This is a genomic window from Kitasatospora sp. NPDC059722 (assembly GCF_042733235.1).
GTDB lineage: Bacteria > Actinomycetota > Actinomycetes > Streptomycetales > Streptomycetaceae > Kitasatospora.
In genome coordinates this window covers 139,550-163,185 of sequence record NZ_JBHWGD010000003.1, presented here as the reverse complement: position 1 = coordinate 163,185, position 23,636 = coordinate 139,550, and the positions used below count along the sequence as shown (strand labels likewise).

General features: G+C 73.9%; 19 protein-coding genes. 6 read left to right on the top strand and 13 right to left on the bottom strand.

Annotated features, from left to right (window positions below):
* The first annotated feature begins 313 nt into the window (after positions 1–313).
* Complete coding sequence (locus tag ACFV4F_RS03070) at positions 314–1,348, top strand: helix-turn-helix domain-containing protein (protein WP_380500207.1); 1,035 nt, start codon at positions 314–316, stop codon at positions 1,346–1,348.
* A gap of 9 nt (positions 1,349–1,357) precedes the next feature.
* On the opposite strand, the gene ACFV4F_RS03065 is transcribed toward ACFV4F_RS03070, so the two are convergent.
* From ACFV4F_RS03065 to ACFV4F_RS03045, 5 genes are all read right to left on the bottom strand, one after another.
* The gene (locus tag ACFV4F_RS03065) at positions 1,358–2,539 is read right to left on the bottom strand and encodes a sigma-70 family RNA polymerase sigma factor (RefSeq protein WP_380500205.1); all 1,182 of its coding nucleotides are present in this window, start codon (positions 2,537–2,539) and stop codon (positions 1,358–1,360) included.
* A 140-nt stretch (positions 2,540–2,679) separates the two neighbouring features.
* Positions 2,680–4,581, bottom strand: coding sequence for a DNA primase (gene dnaG, locus ACFV4F_RS03060; protein ID WP_380445335.1), 1,902 nt, complete (start codon positions 4,579–4,581; stop codon positions 2,680–2,682).
* Between the two features lie 60 nt (positions 4,582–4,641).
* Positions 4,642–5,955, bottom strand: a complete 1,314-nt coding sequence (locus ACFV4F_RS03055; protein ID WP_380445334.1) for a deoxyguanosinetriphosphate triphosphohydrolase — start codon at positions 5,953–5,955, stop codon at positions 4,642–4,644.
* Positions 5,956–6,107: 152 nt separating this feature from the next.
* Positions 6,108–7,112: an SGNH/GDSL hydrolase family protein gene (locus tag ACFV4F_RS03050; RefSeq protein WP_380500203.1), complete on the bottom strand. Its 1,005-nt coding sequence runs from the start codon at positions 7,110–7,112 to the stop codon at positions 6,108–6,110.
* 120 nt (positions 7,113–7,232) lie between these two features.
* The gene (locus tag ACFV4F_RS03045) at positions 7,233–8,177 is read right to left on the bottom strand and encodes a PAC2 family protein (RefSeq protein ID WP_380445332.1); all 945 of its coding nucleotides are present in this window, start codon (positions 8,175–8,177) and stop codon (positions 7,233–7,235) included.
* Positions 8,178–8,844: 667 nt separating this feature from the next.
* On the opposite strand from ACFV4F_RS03045, the gene ACFV4F_RS03040 reads away from it, so the two are divergent.
* Positions 8,845–9,591 carry a GNAT family protein gene (locus ACFV4F_RS03040; protein ID WP_359969740.1) on the top strand — a complete coding sequence of 249 codons (747 nt, stop codon included), beginning with the start codon at positions 8,845–8,847 and terminating at the stop codon, positions 9,589–9,591.
* On the opposite strand, the gene ACFV4F_RS03035 is transcribed toward ACFV4F_RS03040, so the two are convergent.
* On the bottom strand, positions 9,581–10,798 hold the full coding sequence (locus ACFV4F_RS03035; protein ID WP_380500202.1) for an ADP-ribosylglycohydrolase family protein: 1,218 nt from the start codon (positions 10,796–10,798) through the stop codon (positions 9,581–9,583). The two genes, ACFV4F_RS03040 and ACFV4F_RS03035, sit on opposite strands and share 11 nt — an antisense overlap.
* 109 nt (positions 10,799–10,907) lie before the next feature.
* On the opposite strand from ACFV4F_RS03035, the gene ACFV4F_RS03030 reads away from it, so the two are divergent.
* On the top strand, positions 10,908–11,912 hold the full coding sequence (locus tag ACFV4F_RS03030; RefSeq protein ID WP_380445330.1) for a hypothetical protein: 1,005 nt from the start codon (positions 10,908–10,910) through the stop codon (positions 11,910–11,912).
* Between the two features lie 96 nt (positions 11,913–12,008).
* Here the strand turns inward: ACFV4F_RS03030 and ACFV4F_RS03025 are convergent, their stop codons facing one another.
* The 6 genes from ACFV4F_RS03025 to ACFV4F_RS03000 all read right to left on the bottom strand — a co-directional run bounded on the left by ACFV4F_RS03025 (position 12,009) and on the right by ACFV4F_RS03000 (position 19,936).
* On the bottom strand, positions 12,009–12,533 hold the full coding sequence (locus ACFV4F_RS03025; RefSeq protein ID WP_380445327.1) for a ribonuclease: 525 nt from the start codon (positions 12,531–12,533) through the stop codon (positions 12,009–12,011).
* Between the two features lie 212 nt (positions 12,534–12,745).
* On the bottom strand, positions 12,746–15,454 hold the full coding sequence (gene ppdK, locus ACFV4F_RS03020; protein WP_380500200.1) for a pyruvate, phosphate dikinase: 2,709 nt from the start codon (positions 15,452–15,454) through the stop codon (positions 12,746–12,748).
* A gap of 563 nt (positions 15,455–16,017) precedes the next feature.
* Positions 16,018–17,187, bottom strand: coding sequence for a tRNA dihydrouridine synthase DusB (gene dusB / locus ACFV4F_RS03015; RefSeq protein WP_380445325.1), 1,170 nt, complete (start codon positions 17,185–17,187; stop codon positions 16,018–16,020).
* A 54-nt stretch (positions 17,188–17,241) separates the two neighbouring features.
* Complete coding sequence (locus ACFV4F_RS03010; protein WP_380445324.1) at positions 17,242–18,075, bottom strand: DUF4097 family beta strand repeat-containing protein; 834 nt, start codon at positions 18,073–18,075, stop codon at positions 17,242–17,244.
* Positions 18,076–18,077: 2 nt separating this feature from the next.
* Positions 18,078–18,722, bottom strand: a complete 645-nt coding sequence (locus ACFV4F_RS03005; protein WP_380445323.1) for a response regulator — start codon at positions 18,720–18,722, stop codon at positions 18,078–18,080.
* Positions 18,710–19,936, bottom strand: coding sequence for a histidine kinase (locus tag ACFV4F_RS03000; protein WP_380445322.1), 1,227 nt, complete (start codon positions 19,934–19,936; stop codon positions 18,710–18,712). The genes ACFV4F_RS03005 and ACFV4F_RS03000 overlap by 13 nt, the downstream gene beginning before the upstream one ends.
* A gap of 135 nt (positions 19,937–20,071) precedes the next feature.
* Between ACFV4F_RS03000 and ACFV4F_RS02995 the strand changes: the two genes are divergently transcribed.
* Together ACFV4F_RS02995 and ACFV4F_RS02990 are read left to right on the top strand one after the other, a co-directional pair.
* Complete coding sequence (locus ACFV4F_RS02995; protein ID WP_380500198.1) at positions 20,072–20,620, top strand: hypothetical protein; 549 nt, start codon at positions 20,072–20,074, stop codon at positions 20,618–20,620.
* The gene (locus ACFV4F_RS02990) at positions 20,617–21,048 is read left to right on the top strand and encodes a hypothetical protein (protein ID WP_380499659.1); all 432 of its coding nucleotides are present in this window, start codon (positions 20,617–20,619) and stop codon (positions 21,046–21,048) included. Before ACFV4F_RS02995 ends, ACFV4F_RS02990 begins: the two co-directional genes overlap by 4 nt.
* Here ACFV4F_RS02990 and ACFV4F_RS02985 read toward each other — a convergent pair.
* Positions 21,045–21,965, bottom strand: a complete 921-nt coding sequence (locus ACFV4F_RS02985) for a helix-turn-helix transcriptional regulator (protein ID WP_380445319.1) — start codon at positions 21,963–21,965, stop codon at positions 21,045–21,047. The genes ACFV4F_RS02990 and ACFV4F_RS02985 overlap by 4 nt on opposite strands.
* Positions 21,966–22,067: 102 nt before the next feature.
* On the opposite strand from ACFV4F_RS02985, the gene ACFV4F_RS02980 reads away from it, so the two are divergent.
* Positions 22,068–23,528 (top strand): MFS transporter, encoded by a 1,461-nt coding sequence (locus tag ACFV4F_RS02980; protein WP_380500196.1) that lies wholly within the window; start codon positions 22,068–22,070, stop codon positions 23,526–23,528.
* Positions 23,529–23,636 lie beyond the last annotated feature (108 nt).

Sequence of the window (23,636 nt, the reverse complement as noted above, 5' to 3'; positions counted from 1 at the left end):
ACGGTGGGGGTACCGGGACCTGGGTGTCGGACGGACGACCGCTGAACGGTCCGTGTCCGAACGAAGCGTCCGGTGGGCGAACCGCACCGGCTAGAGAACTGTGCACGACGGAGACACGATTGTTCGAGCGTCCCCGGGGGTTGTGAGACACTTCGGTCCGTCTCAGCGCCAGGACCTGGGGTTTGGGACGGCCGAAGGTTGAGGTTGGAGAAGCGGAGACACCCGAACGGCCCGGGGTCGGAGCCCCCCTCACCCGGAGCTCCCCCCCGATCGATCCTCCCGATCCACCGTCTCGATTGCATGGAAGGGCCGCATGGGTTCCGCCTGGAAGCAACTGCCCGAGGAGCTGACCGGGCCCGCTCGAAGCCTTGCCGAGGAACTGCGCACGCTCAAGGACGCCGCCGGGCTCTCGCTGTCCGAGCTCGCCACCCGGACCCACTACAGCCGGGCCTCCTGGGAGCGCTGGCTGAACGGCAAGCGGGTCATCACCGAGCAGGCCCTGGACGCGCTGATCGGGGCCGTCGAGTGCGACGGGCCCGCCCTGCGGGCGCTCTGGCAGCAGGCCGTGGCCGGGCCCTCCGGCGCGGAAGCCGGTGCGCAGGACACGGCCGCCGAGGCCGACGCGGACGCGGACGCTCCGCGGGTCGCCGGCGTCCAGGACACCGCCGAACCGGTCGAGGTCCTCCCGGCCGGCGAGCCCGAACCCGCCACGGCCTGGTGGCGGCGCCCCGCCCCGCTGCTGGCCTGCGCGGCCGTGGTGGCCGTCGTCCTGGTCCTGGTGGGCCTGCGGGCGACCCGGCACGACGATCCGTCGACGCCCCTCGCGGACCCCGGCACCTCCTCCGCCCCCGTTACGGTGCCCGCCAAGCCCGTCTCGTCCGACCCCACCTGCCAGGCCATGGGCTGCGCGCACAAGAACCCCAAGGACACCGGCTGCGGCAAGGACGCCCGCACGCTGCAGTCCGACGTCATCGGCAAGGTCGTCATCTACCTCCGCTACAGCCAGAAGTGCCAGGCCGTGTGGGCGGCGATCAACGAAGGCCAGCCGCAGGACTACGCGACCATCACCAGCAGCACCGGTGAGAGCGAGCAGGCGCTGATCCACTACGGCTACGACAACTACTCGCTGATGCTCAGCGCGGCGGACCCGGCCGTCACCTTCCAGGTCTGCGGGCACCAGCCCGAGGGCAACCTGTGCATCGCGCCGATGTCCGACCCGGCGGGCATGGTGGCGTCCACCCCGATCCCGGTCGGACCCGCCTCGCCGCCCCCGGGGGTCGGGGGCACGGCGAGTCCCACGGCCGACGCCACCGCGAGCCCGTCCGCCGCTCCCACGGCCGTGTCGTAGCGGCGCCGCTCAGTCGAGGTACCCGCGCAGCTGCGCGGCGAAGGCGTGCTCGCGGAGCTTGACCAGCGTCTTCGACTCGATCTGGCGGATCCGCTCGCGCGTCACCCCGAACACCGAGCCGATCTCCTCCAGCGTGCGCGGGCGCCCGTCGTCCAGCCCGTAGCGGAGCTGGACCACCTGGCGCTCGCGCTCGCCGAGGGTGGCCAGCACCGCCTCCAGGTGCTGGCGCAGCAGGAGGAAGGTCGCGGACTCGGCGGGCGAGGCGGCGTCGGCGTCCTCGATCAGGTCCCCGAGCGCGACGTCGTCCTCCTCCCCCACCGGGGTGTGCAGCGAGATCGGCTCCTGCGCCAGCCGGAGCAGCTCGCGCACCCGCTCCTCCGTCAGTTCGAGCGCCGTCGCGATGTCGGCCGCGCCCGGCTCGACACCGCGCTCCTGGAGCAGCGCCCGCTGCACCCGGACCACCCGGTTGATCAGCTCGACCACGTGCACCGGCACCCGGATCGTCCGGGCCTGGTCGGCCAGGGCCCGGCTCATCGCCTGCCGGATCCACCAGGTGGCGTAGGTGGAGAACTTGTAGCCGCGCGCGTAGTCGAACTTCTCCACCGCCCGGATCAGGCCGAGGTTGCCCTCCTGGACCAGGTCCAGCAGGGTCAGCCCGCGCCCGACGTAGCGCTTGGCGACGGACACGACGAGGCGCAGGTTCGCCTCGATCAGGCGGCGCTTGGCGATCCGGCCGAGCACCACGAGGCAGTCCAGCTCGTCGGCCAGCGGGTCGGGCGGCGGGGGTTCGCGGTGCAGGCGCTCCTCGGCGAACAGGCCCGCCTCGATCCGGCGGGCCAGCTCCACCTCCTCGGCGGCGTTGAGCAGCCGGATCCGGCCGATCTCGCGGAGGTACTGGCGGAGCAGGTCCGCGGCCGAGCCCCCGGTGTCGGGACGGCTCCGGTCGTCGGGCTCCTCGTCGGGATCGACCTCCGTCGCCGCCCCGGCCACGGGCACCGGGACGTCCGGGGCTTCGGGGTGGCCCTCCGGCCGGCCCTGGGCGGGCACCCGGGCACCGTCCGGGGGCGGGGCGCCGGCCCGGCCGTGGTCCGCCTCCTCGCAGGGGATCGGCACCGGGCCGGCGGGCGGCGCGGGGGGATTCGGTCTGTCGGTCGGACTGGACGTCGCGGCAAGGCCTTGGTCCACGGGCATCCCCTCGGGGCGCGCGCGACTCTGGCGGACCCGCGCTGTACGGTGCTGGGACGCCCTCCAGTGTGCGGTACGCCACGCTCCGTGGCCGAGACTCGTGCGCCGACTTTCTGGACGCGCCCCGCGCGCCGCCCGCGCCCGCGTCAGAGCGCCGCGGCGCCCCCGCTGCGCAGCTGCTGCCCGTACTGCTGGAGCTGCCACAGCTCCGTCTGCACCGCGTGCTGCTGCTCGGCGTCGGCCCGCGGGCCGAGCCGCTGGAGGTAGCCGCGGACCTCGGCGATCCGCCGGTCGACGGCCAGCAGGCGCAGCTTGACCAGGAACTCCCCCGCGTAGACGGCGTCCGCCTTGCGGCGCGAGCGCACCGGCTCCACGATCAGCTCGGTCACCAGCGAGCGCACCCGGTCGTCCGGGGCCGCCTCGCGCACCGCGCTCGTGAAGTCCGGCAGGGTCGCCCCGTACGCGGCGCCGCCGGCCTTGGCGATCGCCTGCCGCACGGCCGTGTAGGGCGCGGTCGGGAACTCGTCCTCGCCGTAGTGGTCGAAGGCCGGGCTGACCAGGTCCGGGTGCTGGAGCGCCAGCTTGAGCAGTTCGCGCTCCACGAACTGGGCCGGGTCGCGCGGGTTCAGCACGAAGGCGGGCCGGGCCGGGCGGACCTGCTCGGACTCCGGGCGGCGCTGGGCGGCGCCGCGCGGGTTCTGCTGGCGCTCGCGGTCCCAGCGAGCGAGCTGGGAGACCCGGCGGACGACGAAGGGCTCGTCCAGGATGCCGAGCATGCCGGCCAGGCGGACGGCGTACTCGTGCTGGATCGAGCGGTCCTTGATCTTGGCGACGATCGGGGCCGCCTCCTCAAGCGCCGCCGACCGCCCCTCCGGGGTGTCGACCCGGTGCCGGGCCACCGCCGAGGTCAGCGCGAACTCGAACAGCGGGACCGGGTTGTCGATCAGCTCGCGGACCGCGTCGTCGCCCTTGGCCAGCCGTAGCTCGCACGGGTCCATGCCGCCCGGGCTGACCGCGATGGAGGTCTTGGCGGCGAACTTCTGGTCGTCCTCGAACGCGCGCAGCGCGGCCTTCTGGCCGGCCGCGTCGCCGTCGAAGGTGAAGACCGTCTCGCCGCGGTACTGGGAGGTGTCCATCAGCAGCCGGCGGATGATCTTGATGTGGTCCTCGGCGAAGGCCGTGCCGCAGGTGGCCACCGCCGTGGTGACGCCCGCCAGGTGGCAGGCCATCACGTCGGTGTAGCCCTCGACCACCACCGCGCGGCCGGACTTGGCGATCTCCTTCTTCGCCAGGTCGATGCCGTACAGCACGTGGGACTTCTTGTAGATCGGCGTCTCGGGGGTGTTCAGGTACTTCGGGCCGTTGTCGTCCTCGCGCAGCCGACGGGCGCCGAAGCCCACCACCTCGCCCGCGATGTCCCGGATCGGCCAGACCAGCCGGCCCCGGAAACGGTCGATCAGGCCGCCGCGCTGCCCCTGCGAGGCCAGGCCGCCGAGCAGGATCTCCTTGTCCGAGAAGCCCTTGCCGCGCAGGTAGCGGACCAGGTGCTCCCAGCCGGCCGGGGCGTAGCCGACGCCGAAGGTCTTGGCGGACTCCTCGTCGAAGCCGCGCTCGGCCAGGAAGCGGCGGCCGATCTCCGCCTCCGGCGAGGCCAGCTGCTCCTGGTAGAAGGCGGCGGCCACCTTGTGCGCCTCGACCAGGCGGGTGCGCTCGCCCTGCTGGTGGCGGGGGCTGTAGCCGCCCTCCTCGTAGCGCAGGGTGATGCCGGCCTGGGCGGCCATCCGCTCGACGGCCTCGGCGAAGGTGAAGTGCTCGATCTTCATCAGGAAGGCGATGGTGTCGCCGTTCTCCTGGCAGCCGAAGCAGTGGAAGACGCCCTTGGCGGGGTTCACGTAGAAGGAGGCGGACTTCTCGTCGTGGAAGGGGCAGACGCCCTTGTACTCGCCGCCGCCACCGTTGGTCAGCTGTACGTAGTCGCCGACCACCGCGTCGATGGGCAGTGCGCTGCGCACCGCCTGCACGTCTTCGTCCCTGATCCGCCCGGCCACCCCGGAAGTCTACTGGGGTGGCCGGGGTTTCCGGCGGCCGCGATCCCCCCGTTCCCTCCGCTACTTCCAGGCGGCACCGACGAGCTTGGCGTGGAGGGCCAGCGCCGAGGCGTCGGTGAGGGTGGCGATCTGGTCGATGACCGTCCGCAGGGCCGCCCGGTCGTCCTCGGCCTCGTGGTACTGGGCGGCGAAGACCGGGTCGAGGCCCTCGGGCGCGCGCTCGGTCAGCACGTAGGCCAGCTCGGCGATCACGATCCGCTGGCGGGCCCGCAGCTGGGCCTGCTCGTCGCGCTGCATCACGTAGCGGACGGCGACCGCCTTGAGTACCGCGCACTCCAGCCGGACGTCCCGCGGCACCACCAGCTCGGCCGCGTAGCGGGTCAGCCGGCCGGGGCCGTAGCGGGCCCGGGTGGCCTGCTCGGCGGCCAGGCAGAAGCGGCCGATCAGCTGGCTGGTGAGGTCCTTGAGGCCGGCCCGGGCGCGCGCGGTGCCGTCGTAGGAGCGCGGCCACCACTCCTGGGCGAGCAGCCGGTCGAGGGCGGCGGCGAGCTCCTCGGGCTCGGCGTCGCGGGCGTAGCGCTCGGCGACCTTGAAGAGCTCCTCGCGCTCGCCGGGGGCCCGCAGCGCGGCCGGGTCGATGTGCCCGGCCTGGAGGCCGTCCTCGACGTCGTGGGTGGAGTAGGCGACGTCGTCGGACCAGTCCATGACGGTGGCCTCGAAGCACTTGCGCCCGGCCGGGGAGCCCGCCCGCAGCCAGCGGAAGACCGGCAGGTCGTCGGCGTAGACGCCGTACTTGGGCGAGGCCGGGTCGCCCGGGTGGGCGCCGTGGGTCCACGGGTACTTGGTGGCGGCGTCGAGGGCGGCGCGGGTCAGGTTGAGGCCGACGCTGCGGCCCGGCCAGGGGGCGAGGCGGGCGGCGGGCTGCTCGTCCTGCGGGGCGAAGCGCTTGGGTTCCAGGCGGGTGAGGATGCGCAGGGACTGCGCGTTGCCCTCGAAGCCGCCGCAGGCCTCGGCGGCCTGGTCGAGGGCCTCCTCGCCGGTGTGGCCGAAGGGCGGGTGGCCGATGTCGTGGGCCAGGCAGGCCGTCTCGACGAGGTCCGGGTCGCAGCCCAGGGCCGCGCCCAACTCCCGGCCGACCTGCGCGCATTCGAGGGAGTGGGTGAGCCGGGTGCGGGGGAAGTCGCTGCGCATCGGGGCGACCACCTGCGTGGTGCCGGCCAGGCGGCGCAGCGCGGCCGAGTGCAGCACCCGGGCGCGGTCGCGCTGGAAGGCCGTGCGACCGGGACGCTTGTCGGGTTCGGGGACCCAGCGGGCCTCCGCGGCGTGGTCGTACGGGTCGGGGGCGGCGGCGGGGCGGTGCGCAGTGTCGTCCATATGGGCTTCACCGTACGCCGCGCCTCCGACACGCGGGGTGTGCCGCGCGCGAAGGGGCGCGGACCGGGGCGTGAATCCTTTGCGTACGCGCCGTGCCCTGCCGTTCGGGCCCTTCGGCCCTTTCGGCCCACTTCAGCCCTGTTCGGCCCTCTTCAGCCCTTGACGGCCTTGAGGACGACGGCGGCCACCGCCTCCTGGCCCTTGGCGTTCGGGTGGATCGCCGCGAGGCCCGGGGCCGGGAACGGCGGCTCGACCCAGCGGGCCCCTCCGGCGCACATGTCGTGCCCCGCGGAGGGGGTGGCCGCGTCCACGAAGACCGCGCCGGCGCTCTCCGCGCGCTTGCGGAGCATGCCATTGAGCTGCTGCTCCTTCTCGACCAGGAAGCCGAGGTCGGCGGGGGCGAGGGTGCTGCCGAGCACCGGCCCGCAGCTCGCCGGGTCGGCCGGGAGCAGGGCCGGGTAGCCGACCACGTACACCCGGGCCTGCGGGGAGCGGCGCGCGATCTCCTTCAGGGCCCGGCCGAGCCGGTCACCGGCCGCGTCGACCTTGCGCTGCACCTCGTCGGTGCCGCCGGCGGCGTAGCGGTCCCGGCAGGGCGAGGCGGCGCGCCCGCTGCCGACGAGGCCCTTCACCGCGTCCACCAGGTTGTCCTTGGCGCACTGGGTGACGACCTCCATGAAGCCCGCGTCGTTGCCGCCGATCCCGACCGTGACCAGGCGGGTGGCCGGGGTGAGCGCGTCCAGCTGGGGCGGGTTGGCGCCGCCGTTGGTCTGCTGGGGGCTGGTGAGGTCGCCGGTGCGGGCGCCGCTGCAGCTGACGTCCTGGAACTGGCCGGGTGCCAGCCCGAGTGCCTTCGCCACCAGGGACGGGTAGTTGGCCCCGGAGCGGTCACAGCCCTTCGGGTCGCCGACCTGCGGGGCGATCTTGATGCCGGCGGTGTAGGAGTCGCCGAGCGCCACGTAGGGCCCGGCGGGGAGCGGAGTCGGCGTCGGCGTGGGTGTCTGCGTGGCCGTGGGCGTCGCCGGGGCGTGAGCGGGCAGCGCGCCCGCGAAGCCCTTCCCGGACGCGCCGTCCGACCCGCTCCCGGAGCTGCAGGCCGCGAGCAGCACCGCGGCCAGCCCGGCGGCCGTCACGGCGGCGGCCGGGCGTGTCGTCATCGGCATGGCATCCCCCCGGGGGCAGCAGTCGTCTCGCTGCGGCGACCCGTCCCCCGGGCACCGCAGAGGCCAACGAACGGCGGGTGCCGGATGACTCCCGGTCGGCTGTCCCGCTGTTCCCTATTCCGTGCCGCGCTCGTGCTCGGCCAGGAACTGCTCGAAGCGGCGGCCCAGCTCGTCCGCCGAGGGCAGGTCGACCGGCTCCGCCAGCAGGCTCTCCCGGCTCTCCGCGCCCGCCACGGCGTCGTACTGGCCCTCCATGCCGCGGATCGCGGACCGCAACTCGCCGTCCCCCTGGGACAGCTGCTCCTCGATGTCGGCGTGGACCTCGTCCACCCGGCGGCGCAGTCCGGTGCCCGGGAGCACCAGGCCGGTGGCCGACTGCACGGCCTCCAGGATCAGCACGGCGGCCGCCGGGTAGGCCGAGCGCGCCACGTAGTGCGGCACGTGCACGGCGAAGCCCAGGACGTCGTGGCCGGACTCGGCGAGCCGGTACTCCAGCAGCGCCTGCGCGCTGCCGGGGACCTGCGCCTGCTCGAACCACTGCGGGTGGTCGGCGGCCAGGTCGAGCCGGTTGCCGTGCGGCGTCAGGCCGACCGGGCGGGTGTGCGGCACGCCCATCGGGATGCCGTGGAAGTCCAGGCTCAGCCGGACCTCGAAGCGCTCCACCAGTTCGCGGACGGCGCCCGCGAAGCGCTCCCACTCGACGTCCGGCTCGGGGCCGCTGAGCAGCAGGAACGGCGCGCCGGCGGCGTCGCGCACCAGCTGGAGCAGGATCTCCGGCGGGTCGTACGACGTCCAGTGGTCGCGGTCGAAGACCATCGAGGGGCGGCGGGCCCGGTAGTCCACCAGGCGGTCGTGGTCGAAGCGGGCGACGACCTGCGGCGACCCCGACTCCAGCAGGTGGTCCACCACCTGCCCGCCGGCCTCGCCGGCGTCCATGAAGCCCTCGAAGTGGTGGAGCAGCACGAGGCCCGCACCGGTGTCGCTCAGCTCGGCGTTCGCCGCGGCCACGGCGGCCACGCCCTGCTGATCCAGCTCGTACAGCGCCTGGAAATCACGCACCGCGCACCCAACCCCGTTCTCTGCTCGTCCCGGCGGACCCGGCTGTTCGCCCTTCTCGTCGTCTCCAGCGTGCGGCGCGCCGCCGGAATTCCCGCCCACCCGGACGACGTCGCCGCGGCCGCGCCCGACCGCCACGAACCATGATCGCACCCGATCGAAAAGCCGCTGGTCAGGGGGGTCGCCAAGGGGTCCCGGCAGCAAGATCCGGAGCGCGCCGCGACGACCCGAGCCCCCAAACGCGCGCCGCGAAGTGACGCACCGCCTTCTGGCGGGTATCGTCCTCTCGCTGCCTCGCATCGTCGCGTCGTCATCACGTCGTCCGTAACGCCGTCGATCACGTCCCGGATCGGTGCCGGCAGAACCCACGACGCATCTTGCCTTCATCTGGCCGCCCGCTTCCTTTCGCGCTCTCGTTCCTCCTCGGCCATTTCGCGGACGCATACTGTCCCCTCGCACATCCCGCCGGACCGGTCCGTGGACCCGTGACCATTCCGGCACCCGCGCCGCCCGCTCCGGGCCGCCGCCCCCGCCCCGCCCGACCGGACCTCCGGCGCGCACCGGGGTACCCGGCGACCGGTCACCGGGCCGGGGCGAACCAGTCCACCGCAGCCCGTGCCGCACCCCGGCGCGAGATGCCCCCTACGACCGATGAAGGACAGAAGGTTCCGTGCCCGTACCTGTCACCCTCACCGGCCGCACCGTGCGGCTGGAGCCCCTCGCCGCGCACCACGCCGAGGCCATCGCCGAGGCCGGCGCCGAGGACCGTACGACCTACGCCTTCACCCCCGTCCCGCACGGCCTCGAAGCGGCCCGCGACTACGTCGCGCGCGCCCTCGCGGACCAGGCCGCGGGCCGGTCGCTGCCGTTCGCGACGGTGAACGCCGCCGACGGCCGGGTGGTCGGATCCACCCGCTTCCTGGAACTCGACTACTGGCAGGGCCCGCTGGTGTGGCCGCCGGTCCCGGGCGTGCCGCACGGCGACCCGGCCACCGCCGTGCCGGACGCCGCGGAGATCGGCAACACCTGGCTCTCGCCGCGGGCCCAGGGCACCGGCATCAACACCGAGGCCAAGCTGCTGATGCTGCGCCACGCCTTCGAGACCTGGGGGGTGCAGCGGATCTCGCTGCGCGCCGACGCCCGCAACCTGCGCTCGCGCACGGCGATCGAGCGGCTGGGCGCGACCTCCGAGGGCGTCCGCCGGGCGCACTCGCGCGGCCTGGACGGAGTGGTCAGGTCCACCGCGTTCTACTCGATCCTGGACGCCGAATGGCCGGCCGTCCGGGACATCATCGAGCTGCGGATCGCCAACGCCACGTCGCCGAGCGCCCCGGATCCGGAGATCAACCAGGAGTGCCTTAGACACGGCGGCAGCGGCTCCGGCCATCTGAGCTACGGCCTGAGCGTCACGGCCTGAGCGGCCCACCGTCGGCGGACCCCAGGACCCGGGCGAGGGCGCCCGGGTCCCACGGCCCGCGCCGCCCGGCCTCGACGACCGCCGAGGCCGGACGCCAGCCGCCGCGCACGCGCGTGACCGCCACCTCCCACACGGGGTGGCCGCTCACGGCGTCGGAGATCACCAGCACGCCCTCCCCGGTGTGGACGGCCCAGCCGTCGAGCCCGGTCCGCAGGCGCTGCCACTGCTCGTCGCTCCACACCACGTCGGGGACGGGGTGCGGCCGTGGCACCAGCAGGTTGGCGCGACCGCGGCCGGCCGGGACGGACCCCGGCACCGGGAACGCCCAGGCGGGCAGCGGCTCGCGGGCGGACCGCCAGGCCTCCGGGACGCCAGCGGTGCCGGTGTGCGCGGCGACCACTCCCCCGGTGATGGCGGCGACGGTGTCCACGTCGCCCCCGGCCGCGATCGCCTCCCACACGGCCGCCGGATAGTCGCCGAGCCGGCGGGCGGCGCACCACAGCGCGTACGGGACGGTGTCGGCGGCGGACGTCCGGCTGCCGTTGCCGAGCACCTTCGCGGCGACGCGGAAGTCCGGCTCCGCGAGCAGGTGGCGCGCCTCGGCGAGCCCGTCCCGCACGGCGCCGTCCGGGGTGTGGTGCAGGACCTTCCGCAGCAGGCCGTCCGGCGTCAGCGGCTCGCGCCGGGCCCGCACGGCGTACGCGGCGGCCACCGCGACGGCGACGGCGCCGTCCACGGCCTGCGGGTGGGTGTGCGTGATCACCGCGGTGCGCGCGGCCAGCCGGACGCACGCGTCCGGGTCGTCGGCGAGCGCGGCGCCGAGCGGGGCGACCCGCATCGCGGCGCCGTTGCCGTACGAGCCCTGGCCGTCGAAGAGTCCGGCGGCCAGCGCCGCGGCGTCCCCGCCCTCGCGGATCAGCCGGAGCATCCGGTTGGCGGCCGGGCCGTAGCCGCGGTCGAAGTCGTGGCGGAGGGCGAAGGCGTAGGTCAGGTCGAAGGTGTCGACGGTGCCGCGCTCGGTGTGGGCGGCGTACACCGAGCAGGCCATCTCGGTGTCGTCGGTCCACGGCCAGGGCGCGGGCGGAGTCGTGCGGGCGGCGAGGTGCGCGGCGGCGACCTCGGGGACGAAGAACTGGGCGCCGAGGGCGTCGGCCACGGAGAGGCCGACGAGCGCGTCGAACGCGGGGCCTTGGTGGGGAGTCGTCATATGCCCCCCAGCTCACCGGCCCGGCCGAGGCCGCGTCAACCTGTTTTGCCGGGCCCCTCCCACGGGCGATGTTTCGCATACATCCGATCCTGGTGGGAAGCACCGTGACATGACCTGCGCCATTCCCCTCGACTCCCTCGACCCCGTCGCCCTGCTCGGCGCCGACCAGCAGCACGTCGTCACCCGGGCGCAGTTGCGCCGCCTCGGGGTGCCGTCCGGCACGATCGCCCACCGGCTGCGGCCGGGCGGGCCGTGGCAGCAGGTGCTGCCCCGGGTGATCTGCCTGCAGACGGGGCGGCTGACCGCACATCAACGACTGCGCGCCGCACTGGCGTACGCGGCGCCGAAGGGGCGCTCGCCGCAGACCGGGGAAGTCCTGCTGACCGGGTTCGCGGTGCTCGCGGACGCGGGTCTGCCGAGCGCCGGGCACCCGGCCGACCTCATCGGCGTCGACGTGCTGATCCCGGGGCAACGCCGGGTCGGCGACCGCGAGTTCGTCCGGATCCACCGGGCGGCCGGGCCGATGCCGAGCGGGTACCAGCGGGACGACGGGCTGTGGAGCACCACCGTCGCGCGGGCACTGGCGGACCTCGCCCCGCGCGAGCCGGGCCTGCGGCGCTTCCGGGCGCTGTGCGCGGAGGCGGTCCAGCGGCGGCACTGCGAACTCGGCGAGCTGCTGGACCACTTGCTCGCCCGGCCGGGTGCGCTCGGGCTGCCGCAGGTCGCCCAGGTGGTCGAGGACCTGACGTCCGGGGTGCGGTCGGTGGTCGAGGGCGAGGCGCGCGACCTCCTGCGGGGCTCGGGACTGTCGGAGCCACTGTGGAACCCGGTGCTGTTCCTGGACGGCCGCTTCCTCGCCGTGCCCGACGCCTACTGGCCGCACGCGTGCGTGGCGCTGGAGATCGACTCACGGGCCTGGCACCTGCGCCCGGCCGACCACGAGCGCAGCCTGGTCCGGGCCAACCGCCTCACCACCGCGGGCCTCCCGGTCGTCCGCACCACCCCGGTCCAGCTGCGCCGCGACCCGACCCCGGTCCTCCACGAGCTGACCGCCCTGCTGACCACCGGCCCCCACGGCCCGCACGCCAGGATCACCTGGCGGCGGGCGCGTTGAGGGCGTCAACTCCCTTGCTGCGCCCGGGCCGCGTGCTGGGCTCCGGCGGCCTCGGCCGCAGCGACGAGGCGCCGGAGTCCTGGCGGGAAAGTACTTTCAGCAGCGCGGGTCGATCTCCTGGAAGGTCGCGTAGTGGTCGGGGGACCAGTACTGCTCGCCGGCGCCGCCGGTGACGACGCGTCGGGTGCCGCGGTCGTTGGAGCCCGGGGTGACGACGGTGAACTCGTGGTAGTAGCCGTCGGACTTCTTGGGCAGGCGGCTCTCGCGGTTCTCGAAGACGATGCCGTCGCGGTTGTACGGGTAGGGGCCGCCCTTGTCGATCAGGCCGAGGGTGTCCTGGGCCTGACTGGGGAGCTTGGTGCGGCAGACGTCGGCCAGCGCGGGGTCGGCGGGCACCCAGGTGCCGCTCGGGGCGGGGGTGCGGCCGGCGGGCGGGGACGGCTTCGGGGCCTGGGACTTGGCGCCCGGGGAACCCGCGGAGTTCGCGGCGGCCGCGGTGGAGGAGCCGGAGGCCTTGGAGTGGCTGCTGCCGCCCTTGCCGGCGAGCAGGTACCCGACCGCGCCGAGGACGGCCAGGATCAGGACGGCCACGACTACGAGCGGGCTTTTGCGTCTGGTCATGCGCACCAGCTTGCCAGCACCGGGGGAAGGCCCACGGGTGGGTGGCCGCCGCAACACACGTACGGCCGGGCGGGGACGGACGCCATTGTCCGTCCCCGCCCGGCCGTGTTACGTACGCCGGTTCTCCTGCGCCGAGCTCCGGTGCACGCCCTCCCGGCGGGAGGGAGAGCGGTCAGTCGACCACGCGCTTGAGGAGGGGATGCCTCCCTGCCTCAGCGCGAGTCGCTGCCCGCCGTCTCGATGGCGGCGCGGCCTGCCTCCAGGCGCGCCACCGGGATCCGGAAGGGGGAGCAGGACACGTAGTCCAGCCCCACCTCGTGGAAGAAGTGGACCGACTCCGGGTCGCCGCCGTGCTCGCCGCAGACGCCGAGCTTGAGGTCGGGGCGGGTGGCCCGGCCGGCCTCGACGGCGTGCTTGACGAGCGAGCCGACGCCGTCGCGGTCGATGGTCTCGAACGGGGAGACCCCGAAGATGCCCTTCTCCAGGTAGGCGGTGAAGAACGAGGCCTCGACGTCGTCGCGGGAGAAGCCCCACACCGTCTGGGTCAGGTCGTTGGTGCCGAAGGAGAAGAACTCGGCGGCCTCGGCGATCTGACCGGCGGTCACCGCGGCGCGCGGCAGCTCGATCATGGTGCCGAGCTTGATGTCCAGGCTCACGCCGGTTGACTGGGCGACCTCGGCGAGCACGCGCTCGCACTCGTCGCGGACCAGCTCCAGCTCCTGGACGGTGCCGACCAGCGGGATCATCACCTCGGGACGCGGGTCCCCGCCGGCCAGCTTGCGCTCGGCGGCCGCCTCGGCGATGGCGCGCACCTGCATGCCGAACAGGCCGGGGATGACCAGGCCGAGGCGCACTCCGCGCAGGCCGAGCATCGGGTTCTGCTCGTGCAGCTTGTGCACCGCCTGCAGCAGGCGCAGGTCGTTCTCGTTCGGGTCCTTGCGGGCCTCGGCGAGGGCGACGCGCACCGACAGCTCGGTGATGTTCGGCAGGAACTCGTGCAGCGGCGGGTCGAGCAGGCGGACGGTGACGGGCAGTCCGTCCATCGCCTGGAACAGCTCCAGGAAGTCGCTCTTCTGCAGCGGCAGCAGGGTGGAGAGGGCCTGCTCGCGGTCCTTGTCGTTGTCCGCGAGGATCAGGTGCTCGACCTCCTTGCGGCGCTCCTCGCCGAGGAACATGTGCTCGGTGCGGCACAGGCCGATGCCCTGGGCGCCGTAGCGGCGGGCGCGCCCGCCGTCCTCGGCGTTGTCGGCGTTGGCGCGCACGGCCAGGCGGCGGCGGCCGTCGGCGTGCGACATCAGCCGGTGGACGGCCTGGACCAGCCCGCCCTGGACGTCGGCGCCGGCGTGCAGAGTGCCCTCGAAGTACTCGACCACGGGGGACGGCAGGACCGGTACCTCGCCGAGGTAGACCTTGCCGCTGGCGCCGTCGATGGAGACGACGTCGCCCTCGTGGACCACCAGGCCGTCGGCGGTGGTGAACTTGCGGGCCTTGGTGTCGACCTCCAGCTCCTCGGCGCCGCAGACACAGGTCTTGCCCATGCCGCGGGCGACGACGGCGGCGTGCGAGGTCTTGCCGCCGCGCGAGGTGAGGATGCCCTCGGCGGCGATCATGCCGTCCAGGTCGTCCGGGTTGGTCTCCCGGCGGACCAGGATGACCTTCTCGCCCGAGCGGGACCACTTGACGGCGGTGTAGGAGTCGAAGACGACCTTGCCGATCGCGGCGCCCGGCGAGGCGGCGAGGCCCCAGCCGATCTGCTTGGACTCGGGGGTCGGGGCGAAGCGCGGGAACATCAGCTGGGCCAGCTGGCCGCCGGTGACGCGCATCAGCGCCTCGTCCAGGTCGATCAGGCCCTGGTCGACGAGCTGGACGGCGATCCGAAAGGCCGCGGCGGCGGTGCGCTTGCCGACGCGGGTCTGCAGCATCCAGAGCTTGCCGCGCTCGATGGTGAACTCGATGTCGCAGAGGTCGCGGTAGTGGTTCTCGAGCTTCTGCATGATCGCCATGAGCTCGTCGTACGACTTCTTGTCGAGCTTCTCCAGCTCGGACAGCTGCAGGGTGTTGCGGATGCCGGCGACGACGTCCTCGCCCTGGGCGTTGGAGAGGTAGTCGCCGTAGACGCCCTGCGCACCCGTGGAGGGGTCGCGGGTGAAGGCGACGCCGGTGCCGGAGTCCTCGCCGAGGTTGCCGAAGACCATGGTGCAGACGTTGACCGCCGTGCCGAGGTCGTTCGGGATGCGCTCCTGGCGGCGGTACAGCCGGGCGCGGTCGCCGTTCCAGGAGTGGAAGACGGCGTGGACGGCGAGGTCCATCTGCTCGCGCGGGTCCTGCGGGAAGGCCCGGCCGGTCTCGCGCTCGACGATGCCCTTGAACACCTCGACGAGTTCCCGGAGGTCGGAAGCGTCCAGGTCCAGGTCGTTGACGGTGCCCTTGGCGTGCTTGGCCTCGTCCAGAGCCTCCTCGAACAGCTCGCCGTCGACGCCCAGCACGGTCTTGCCGAACATCTGGACCAGGCGGCGGTAGGAGTCCCAGGCGAAGCGTTCGTTGCCGGACTGGGCGACGAGGCCGGCCACCGAGGTGTCGGACAGGCCGATGTTCAGGACGGTGTCCATCATGCCGGGCATGGAGAACTTGGCGCCCGAACGGACGGAGACCAGCAGCGGGTTGTCGGCCTGGCCGAGCTTCTTGCCCATCTCCTCCTCGAGGGCGGCCAGGTGGGCGCTGATCTCCTCGTGCAGGGAGGAGGGCTCACTGCCGGTCTCCAGGAAGACCTTGCAGGCCTCGGTGGTGATGGTGAACCCCGGAGGGACGGGGAGACCCAGGTTGGTCATCTCGGCCAGGTTCGCGCCCTTGCCGCCAAGAAGATCCTTGAGGTCCTTGTTTCCTTCGGTGAAGGAGTAAACAAACTTCTGCTGGGACGGCACGGGTCGGTCTCCTCGTACGCGGTTGCCCTGACGCCGGAGAACATACCCATTTCGAAGGTCTTTCTCTGCCCCCAATAGGCCGTACGAGGCCGGTACCCAGGGGTAACCCGCTAGATCGAATGCGCGTGACGGCGTTCACCTCTGGAGCCGAAATCGTCCGGCTGACGCGAGCCAGCGTTCAAGTCTTGAAGGCATGGAAACGTGAAGATCACACGATCCGGACGCACGGTAGCGGGTGGTGGTCGACCGCGTTGCCCCGGCTTGATTTCCTGCACCCGGATCGGCCGTCCGTGGCCGGGCGGCTTCGGGAAGCGATCCACGGCCGATCTGGCCATTTCGTCCACTGACCCCGCGTCAGTCCCGGCCGCATGTGGCAAGTGTCACCAGCGCGTCGCGCCGGTCGAACGTAGTCCGGCTCCGACGATCGTCGCACTCCGTCCAGAATCGTGCTCGCTGAGTCATGATCCACTGCCAAAAGGGAGCCCTCCTGTCCAGATTGGACAAGAGGGCTGGGCCAGGGCGTCCGACCCCTCATGAGGGGTAATTTCGACGCTCCGTACAGATCATCCGCCAGAGGTGTCCGATTCGGCGTCCGCGCCCGGCCGGGCGCAGTCGTACGGATCGTCCAACCAGCCCTCGGGCAGGACCACGCGATTGTTGCCGGCGGTCCGTCCGCGCGGGCCGTCGGCACCGGCCGGCCACGGCTGGGACTGCTCCACCAGGGCCAGGGTTTCGGCCAGTTCGGCCAGCGACGACGAGTTGGCCAGCCGCACCCGCAGCTCGGAACCGACCGAGAAGCCCTTGGTGTACCAGGCGACGTGCTTACGGAAGTCGATCACTCCGCGCGCCTCGTCGCCCAGCCACTCGCCGAGCAGCTGCGCGTGCCGGACCATCGCCGCGGCGACGTAGCCGAAGTCCGGGCGGGCGTAGTCGACGTCGCCCTCGAAGATCGAGACGAGGTCGCGGAACAGCCACGGACGGCCGAGGCAGCCGCGGCCCACCACGACGCCGTCGCAGCCGGTCTCGCGCATCATCCGCAGCGCGTCGTCCGCCGACCAGATGTCGCCGTTGCCCAGCACCGGGACGTGCGCCGGCACGGACTCGCGCAGCCGGGCGATCGCCGACCAGTCGGCCGTCCCGCCGTAGTGCTGGGCGGCGGTGCGCCCGTGCAGGGCGATCGCCGCCACGCCCTCCTCGGCGCCGATCCGGCCGGCGTCCAGGTAGGTGAGGTGGTCGTCGTCGATGCCCTTGCGCATCTTCATGGTCACCGGCAGGGCGCCCGCGTTGGCGACGGCCTCGCGCAGGATCTCGCGCAGCAGGTTGCGCTTGTACGGCAGCGCCGAGCCGCCGCCCTTGCGGGTCACCTTGGGGACGGGGCAGCCGAAGTTGAGGTCGATGTGGTCGGCCAGGCCCTCGTCCGAGATCATCCGGGCGGCCTTGCCGACCGTCACCGGGTCCACGCCGTACAGCTGGATCGAGCGCGGCTTCTCGCTCGGGTCGAACTTGATCAGCTGCATGGTCTTGGCGTTGCGCTCGACCAGCGCCCGGGTGGTGATCATCTCCGAGACGTACAGGCCCTTGCCGCCGCTCTGCTCCCGGCACAGGGTGCGGAACGGCGCGTTGGTGATGCCGGCCATCGGCGCCAGCACGACGGGCGGCCACACCTGGATCGGGCCGATGTCCAGCGGCGCGAAGTCGGTGCTGGTCGCGGTGGGTGCGGGCGTGGCTGTCATGCGCGGCTGACCTCGGGAGCAGGGGACGGGACTCTCCATTGTCCCCCACCCGGCTCACCCGCTTCGGCCGTCCTCCCGGTAGCCGATCCGCAGCGAGCCCGACGCGACCGAGGCCCGGAGGCTGTCCGGGCTGGAGGCGTCGGACAGGTTCGGGTCGACGCTGCGGCTGCCCGAGCCGACCTGCCCGCTGAAGGCGTACCGGCTGCCCTTCGGGAGCGTCATCGTCGCCGAGCCGGAGGTGGTGCTCACGTCCACCGCGTGCGGGGCCCTGACGAAGTCCAGCTCCACGGAGCCCGAGGTGCTGCTCGCCTCCACCCGGCCCGAGCCGAGCTCCGTGCCCTGCACCATGCCCGAGGTGGTCCGGGTGTGGACCTCGCCGGAGAGGCGGCGCAGGTACAGCGCCCCGGAGGTCGCGTCCAGCCTGACCTCGCCGCTCAGGTCGGCCACGTCGACGCTGCCCGAGTCCACCGAGCCGGTCACCCCGGTGCCCTGCGGCACTTCCAGCTCGATCTCGGCGCCGCAGCTGAGGAACGGCAGCGGCTGCCGGCAGGACACGCCGACGACCAGGACGTCGCCCTCGATCACGGTCGAGACCTGCGGCGCGCGGAACGTGTAGTTCAGGTTCCTGCGGACCACGACCCGGTCGTCCTTGCCCGCCCTGACCTGCACGGACGCACTGCCCGTGGCCAGCTGGAGCTTGCGGACGACGACGTGGTCGTACGTCTTCTGCTCGGTCTTCTGCTGGCGCGCCACCAGGCCGAGGGTCTGCGACACGGCCGTGACCAGCAGGAACGCGAGGCTGAGCGAGCCGATGATCCGCCACGTCGCCGCCCGCCCCGGCACCCCGCGCGGCCCGGCGGGCCGGGCCTCCCCCGTAGCGTCCGCCATGGCTAGCCGACCTCCAGGAAGCGCAGCACGGCCATCACCCGGCGGTGGCTGTCGTCGGCCGGCGGGAGGTCGAGCTTGGTGAAGATCGAGTTGATGTGCTTGGCCACCGCGCTGTCGCTGACCACCAGGGACGCGGCGATCGCGGCGTTGGAGCGGCCCTCCGCCATCAGGGCGAGGACGTCCCGCTCGCGCGGGGTCAGCTTCTCCAGCGGGTCCCGGTGGCGGCGCACCAGCAGCTGGGCCACGACCTCCGGGTCCAGCGCGGTGCCGCCCGCGGCGACCCGCTGGAGCGCGTCGAGGAAGTCGTCCACGTTGGCCACCCGCTGCTTGAGCAGGTAGCCGACGCCGCTGGTGTTGGTGGACAGCAGGTCGGCGGCGTAGCGCTCCTCGACGAACTGGGAGAGCAGCAGGACGGCCACCTCCGGCCACTGCCGGCGGATGACCATCGCGGCCTTCACGCCCTCGTCGTGGAAGCCCGGCGGCATCCGGACGTCCGCGACCACCACGTCGGGACGGTGCTCCTCGACGGCGATCAGCAGGGCTTCGGCGTCGCCGACCTCGGCCACGACCTCGAAGCTCACCGCCTCCAGCAGCTTGACCAGCCCGACCCTCAGCAGGACCGAGTCCTCGGCGATCACAGCGCGCACGGCAACTCCACGGTGAGTGTGGTGGGGCCCCCGAGGGGGCTCAGAACGGACAGCGTGCCGTCGACGGAGGCGGCGCGCTGGCGCAGACCGGTGAGCCCGCTGCCGCGCGTCGGATCGGCGCCGCCGACGCCGTCGTCGCTGACGACCAGGCGCAGCCTGCCCCCGGCCGTCCGCACCGACACGTCGACGCTCGTGGCGCGGGCGTGCTTGGCCACGTTGGTGAGCGCCTCGGAGACGGTGAAGTAGGCGACCGCCTCGACCGTCGGGGCGATCCGCTCGGCCAGTTCGACGTCCAGGCGCACCGGCAGCGGGGCCCGGGCGGCGATCCCGGACAGCGCCGCGTCCAGGCCGCGGTCCTCCAGGACTGCCGGGTGCAGGCCGCGGACCAGGTCGCGCAGCTCGTCGATGGCCGCCTGCGCCTCCTCGTGCGCGGCGACGATGACCGCCATGGCGTCCGGCGGGACGTCCTTGAGGGTGCGGCGGGCCAGGCCGAGGTTCATCGCGAGGGAGGTGAGGCGCTGCTGGGCGCCGTCGTGCAGGTCGCGCTCGATCCGGCGGCGCTCGGCGTCGACCGCGTCGACCAGGCCGGCCCGGCTCTCGGCGATCTCCTCGACCCGGCGCTCCAGCGCCTCGGCCCGGTTCGGGCCGAGCAGCTTCTGCGCGGCACCGGTCTCCAGCCAGGCGGCCAGCGCGGCCAGCCAGGGTGACGCGGCCAGCAGCAGCACGCCGGCGGCGGTGAGCGCCACGTCCGTGCCGGCCAGTTCCCAGCGCAGCGGGGTGTCGACCGGCATCATCCACACCCAGCCGTACAGGGTGGCCAGCACCAGGCCGGCGCCCCAGCACCAGACGACGCACAGCGAGGCGAGCGCCAGGAGCGGGCCGACGAGCAGGTGGTAGCCGATCTGACGCCAGTTCACCCCGGTGCTCAGGTAGGTCAGCGGGCGGCCCCGGCGGGTCGCGCCGGGCGGGGGCGGCACGTCCACCCCGGCGAGGGCGCGCAGCCGGCCGCGCTGGGCGGCGGTGAGCGGGCGGGCGAGGACCACGACCAGGGCCGTGACCGGGAACAGCAGCGTCGGCTCGGTGACGGCCAGCCAGACCGGTGCGGCCAGCGGGATCCCGGCGGCTATGAGGCGGGTGTCCCGCCAGGCCGCCGCCGACCACGGAGGCCGCCGCAGGCTCCTGACGAGCGCTCGGCGCAGCGTGGTGGAGGGCATGGCCGACAGCGTAGAGGCCCATGATCGCCGGTCGCCATGAAGGGGTGTGCAGAACCGGGGTGTAGCTAGGTACACCCCCGGTTCGGGGTGGGGCACTACCGACAGCGGGGTGGCCTCGGCGGAAGGCTTGGGGACATGACGAGCACCGCATCGGACGAAGCCACTCCGCCGCACGGGCGGCCCGTCCCCGGGAATCACGGGGGTGTTCCCGGGGACGCGCTCCGCCGCGCGCCGGAGCCGGACGGGACGCTGCTGGCCGGGCCCGGGCCGTGGTCGGTGCGCAGCGTGCGCGCCGGCCGCGGCCGGGCCGCGCTGGAGGTGTACGAGCACGGCGAGCTGGCCGACGTCCTGGTCGCCGCCCGGCTCACGCCGCAGCTGCTGCGCGGGGCGCGGCGGACGGCGGACGGCGGCCGGGTCTCCCGCGTGCTCGCGTGGGGGCGGCTGGCGGCCGGCGGCGCGGCGCCGGCGGTGGTGTTCACCGGCGGCGGGTGGCTGCGCGGGCCGCGGGCCGCCGTGGCGGGTGAAGTCGTCGCGGTGGGCGGACAGTTCTGGCTCGCCTGGGCCGAGGGGCCGTTCACCGGGGTCGTGGTCACGGCTCCGGCCGCGGGCGCGTCGGCGGGCCGGGTCGAGCGGCTGGGGCTGGAGCGGGTGCGGGTCCGGGCGGCCGTCGGGGGTGCGAAGTGAGCACCGCGGTGCTGACCGGGCGTCCGGCCGCCGGTCCGTTCTTCCCGTCCATCCGTCCCGGCGCGCTGGACCGGCTCGACCGCCTGGTGCGGCCGGCCCGCTTCGAGCGGCTGCCCGCGCTGGCCGCCGTCGCGCTGCTGCCGTGGCTCGCGGTGCTCGCGGTCTGCCACGAGACGCCGTGGGTCGTCCTGGACCTGCTGGAGTTCGCCGCCCTGCTCACGCTCGACGCGGCCGTGCGGCGGCGCAGCGCCGGCGCCCGCTGGGCGGGCGGGGCGGTCGCGCTGCTGCTCGCCGGGGACGCGCTGGTGGACGTCGCCTTCGCCGGGCCCGGCCACGCGGTGCTCGCGGCGCTGGTCATGGCGGGCTGCGTCGAACTGCCGCTCGCCGCCGTGTGCCTGCTGCTCGGGCGGCGCGCCGCGGCCCGCTAGAGCTTGTTCGGCAGGAGGTTCATCAGCTCGCGGGTCCGCTCGTCGCGCGGGGTGTAGGTGATCATGCGCGATCCCATCCGGGGGCCCAGCCAGAAGTTGGTGTACTCGCAGTAGAGCATCCCGACGCCGGGCACCAGGAACCGCTTGACGCCGTTGCCCGGCCTGGCCACGTCGTGCCGCCGCCAGGCGGCCTCGAAGTCGGGCGAGGCCTTCTGCAGCCGGGTGACCAGCGACTTCCAGCTCGGATCCGAACCGTGGTCGGCCATCGCCGCGCGGAAGCGGGCCACGATCACGTCGCGTTCGGTCTCGTAGTCGACGAGCACCTCGCGGAAGCGCGAGGGCGTGAACGCCAGCCACATGAGGTTGCGGTCCTCGGGCGGCAGCGCGTCGAGGTCGCCGACGATGGCGGTGTACTGGGCGTTGTACGCGAGGATGTCGTAGCGGGTGTTGAACACCGCCGCCGGGTGGGGCGACATCTGCTCCAGCACCAGGCGCACGCCCGGGGTGACCGTCGGGCACTCCAGCACCGGCGCCGGGTCCTCCGCGCCGGCCAGCGTGAACAGGTGCGCGCGCTCGCTCGGGTCCAGGAGCAGCGCGCGGGAGACGGCGTCCAGCACCTGGGTGGAGACCTGGATGTCCCGGCCCTGCTCCAGCCACGTGTACCAGGTGACGCCGACGGCGGCGAGCTGCGCGACCTCCTCGCGGCGCAGCCCCGGCGTGCGGCGGCGGCCGGTGGGCGGAAGGCCGACCTGCTCGGGCGAGAGGCGTTCGCGGCGGCTGCGGAGGAAGGCGGCGAGGTCGTGGCGGCGGGCGTCTGCGGGCGTCGCGGCGGGAGCTGCAGCGGGCGCCACCGTCCGGGTGTGCGCGGAGGAGCCCCCCGCGGTGGGCGCGTGCGCGGCGGCGGTCGTCAGGCTCATGTGTTCTAGGATGCGACACCGCGGATCCTGTTGCCAGGTACTTCTTATACCTGGATAAGCACACTCTGGTACCAGGCTACGACCGGGCGGATCGTATGACCCGTGACCCAACAACTCGCCGTCGCTCCCGCCCCCGTCCGCACCGCCACCACCCCCGGCACCGCGGCGACCGCTCCCCGCACCCCGTCCCTCGGCACCGCCGGCCTGATCACCGTCCTGCTCGGCGCCTTCCTGCCGATGCTGGACTTCTTCATCGTCAACGTGGCCCTGCCCACCATCGACCACGACCTCGCCGCCGGGCCCGCCGTCCTGGAGCTCGTCGCCGCCGGCTACGGCATCGCCTTCGCCGTCCTGCTCGTGCTCGGCGGACGGCTCGGCGACATCTTCGGCCGCCGCCGGCTGTTCGTCGCGGGCGCCGCCGCCTTCGCCCTCACCTCGCTCGCCTGCGGCCTCGCCCCGGGCGCGTGGTCCCTGGTCGCCGCCCGCGCCGCCCAGGGCGCCTCGGCCGCGCTGCTGATCCCGCAGGTCCTCGGCACCATCACCGCCGCGACCGACGGCGCCCGGCGCGGGCGGGCGCTCAGCGTCTACGGCGCCGTCGGCGGCATCTCGGTCGTCATCGGGCAGGTGCTCGGCGGCATGCTGATCGCGGCGGACGTCTTCGGCACCGGCTGGCGCTCCGTCTTCCTGCTGAACGTGCCGTTCGCGCTGCTCGCGCTGGTCCTCGCCGTCCGCTACGTCCCGGAGAGCCGCGCCACCCGGGCCGCCCGGGTCGACGTGCCCGGCACTGTCCTGCTCACCGCGACCCTGCTGTCCCTGCTCGTCCCGCTGATGGAGGGCCGGGCGGCCGGCTGGCCGGTGTGGTCCTGGGTCCTGCTGGGCCTGTTCCCGGTCTTCGCCGTCGCGTTCGCCCTGGTCGAGATCCGCGCCGAGCGCCGCGGGGACACCCCGCTCGTGCCGCCGACCCTGCTGCGCATCCCCGAGATGCGCCGCGGCCTCGGCATCGCGCTGCCCTACTTCGCGGGCTTCGGCGGCTTCATGTTCGTCATCGCCGTCGCCCTGCAGCAGGGGCTGGCGCTCGGCCCGGTCGCGTCCGGCTGGGCGCTCGTCCCGATGGCCGTCGGCTACTTCACCGCCTCGCTCTCCGGTCCGCGCCTGATCGGCCGGTTCGGCAGCCGGGTGCTCACCGCCGGGGCCGTCATCCAGGCCGTCGGCCTCACCACCCTGGCCGTCACCGTCCTCGCCGACTGGGCCGGCTTCTCGCCGCTGCGGATGGCCCCCGGGGTCGCGCTCGCCGGAATCGGCCAGGGCCTGATCGGCACCCCGCTCTTCCGGGTCGTCCTCTCCAAGGTGCCCGCCGCCCGGGCCGGCGTCGGCAGCGGCGTCCTCGCCACCGGCCAGCAGTCCAGCCTCGCCCTCGGCGTCGCGACCCTCGGCACGCTCTACCTGTCCCTCGCGCCCTCCCTGGGCATGGACCGGGCGCTCGCCCTGTGCCTCGGGATCCAGCTCCTGGGCTCGTTCACCATCCTGTACCTGACCACCCGGCTCCCCCGCTCCATCGGCTGAGCCCCCGGGTCACGCCCGTCGGGGGGGGGGGGGCGGCGCCCCGCGCCCCCCCCCCCGGGCGGCCCCCCCAGGGAGCGCCCGCGAGCGCGCGCGGGGGCGGCGGCGCGG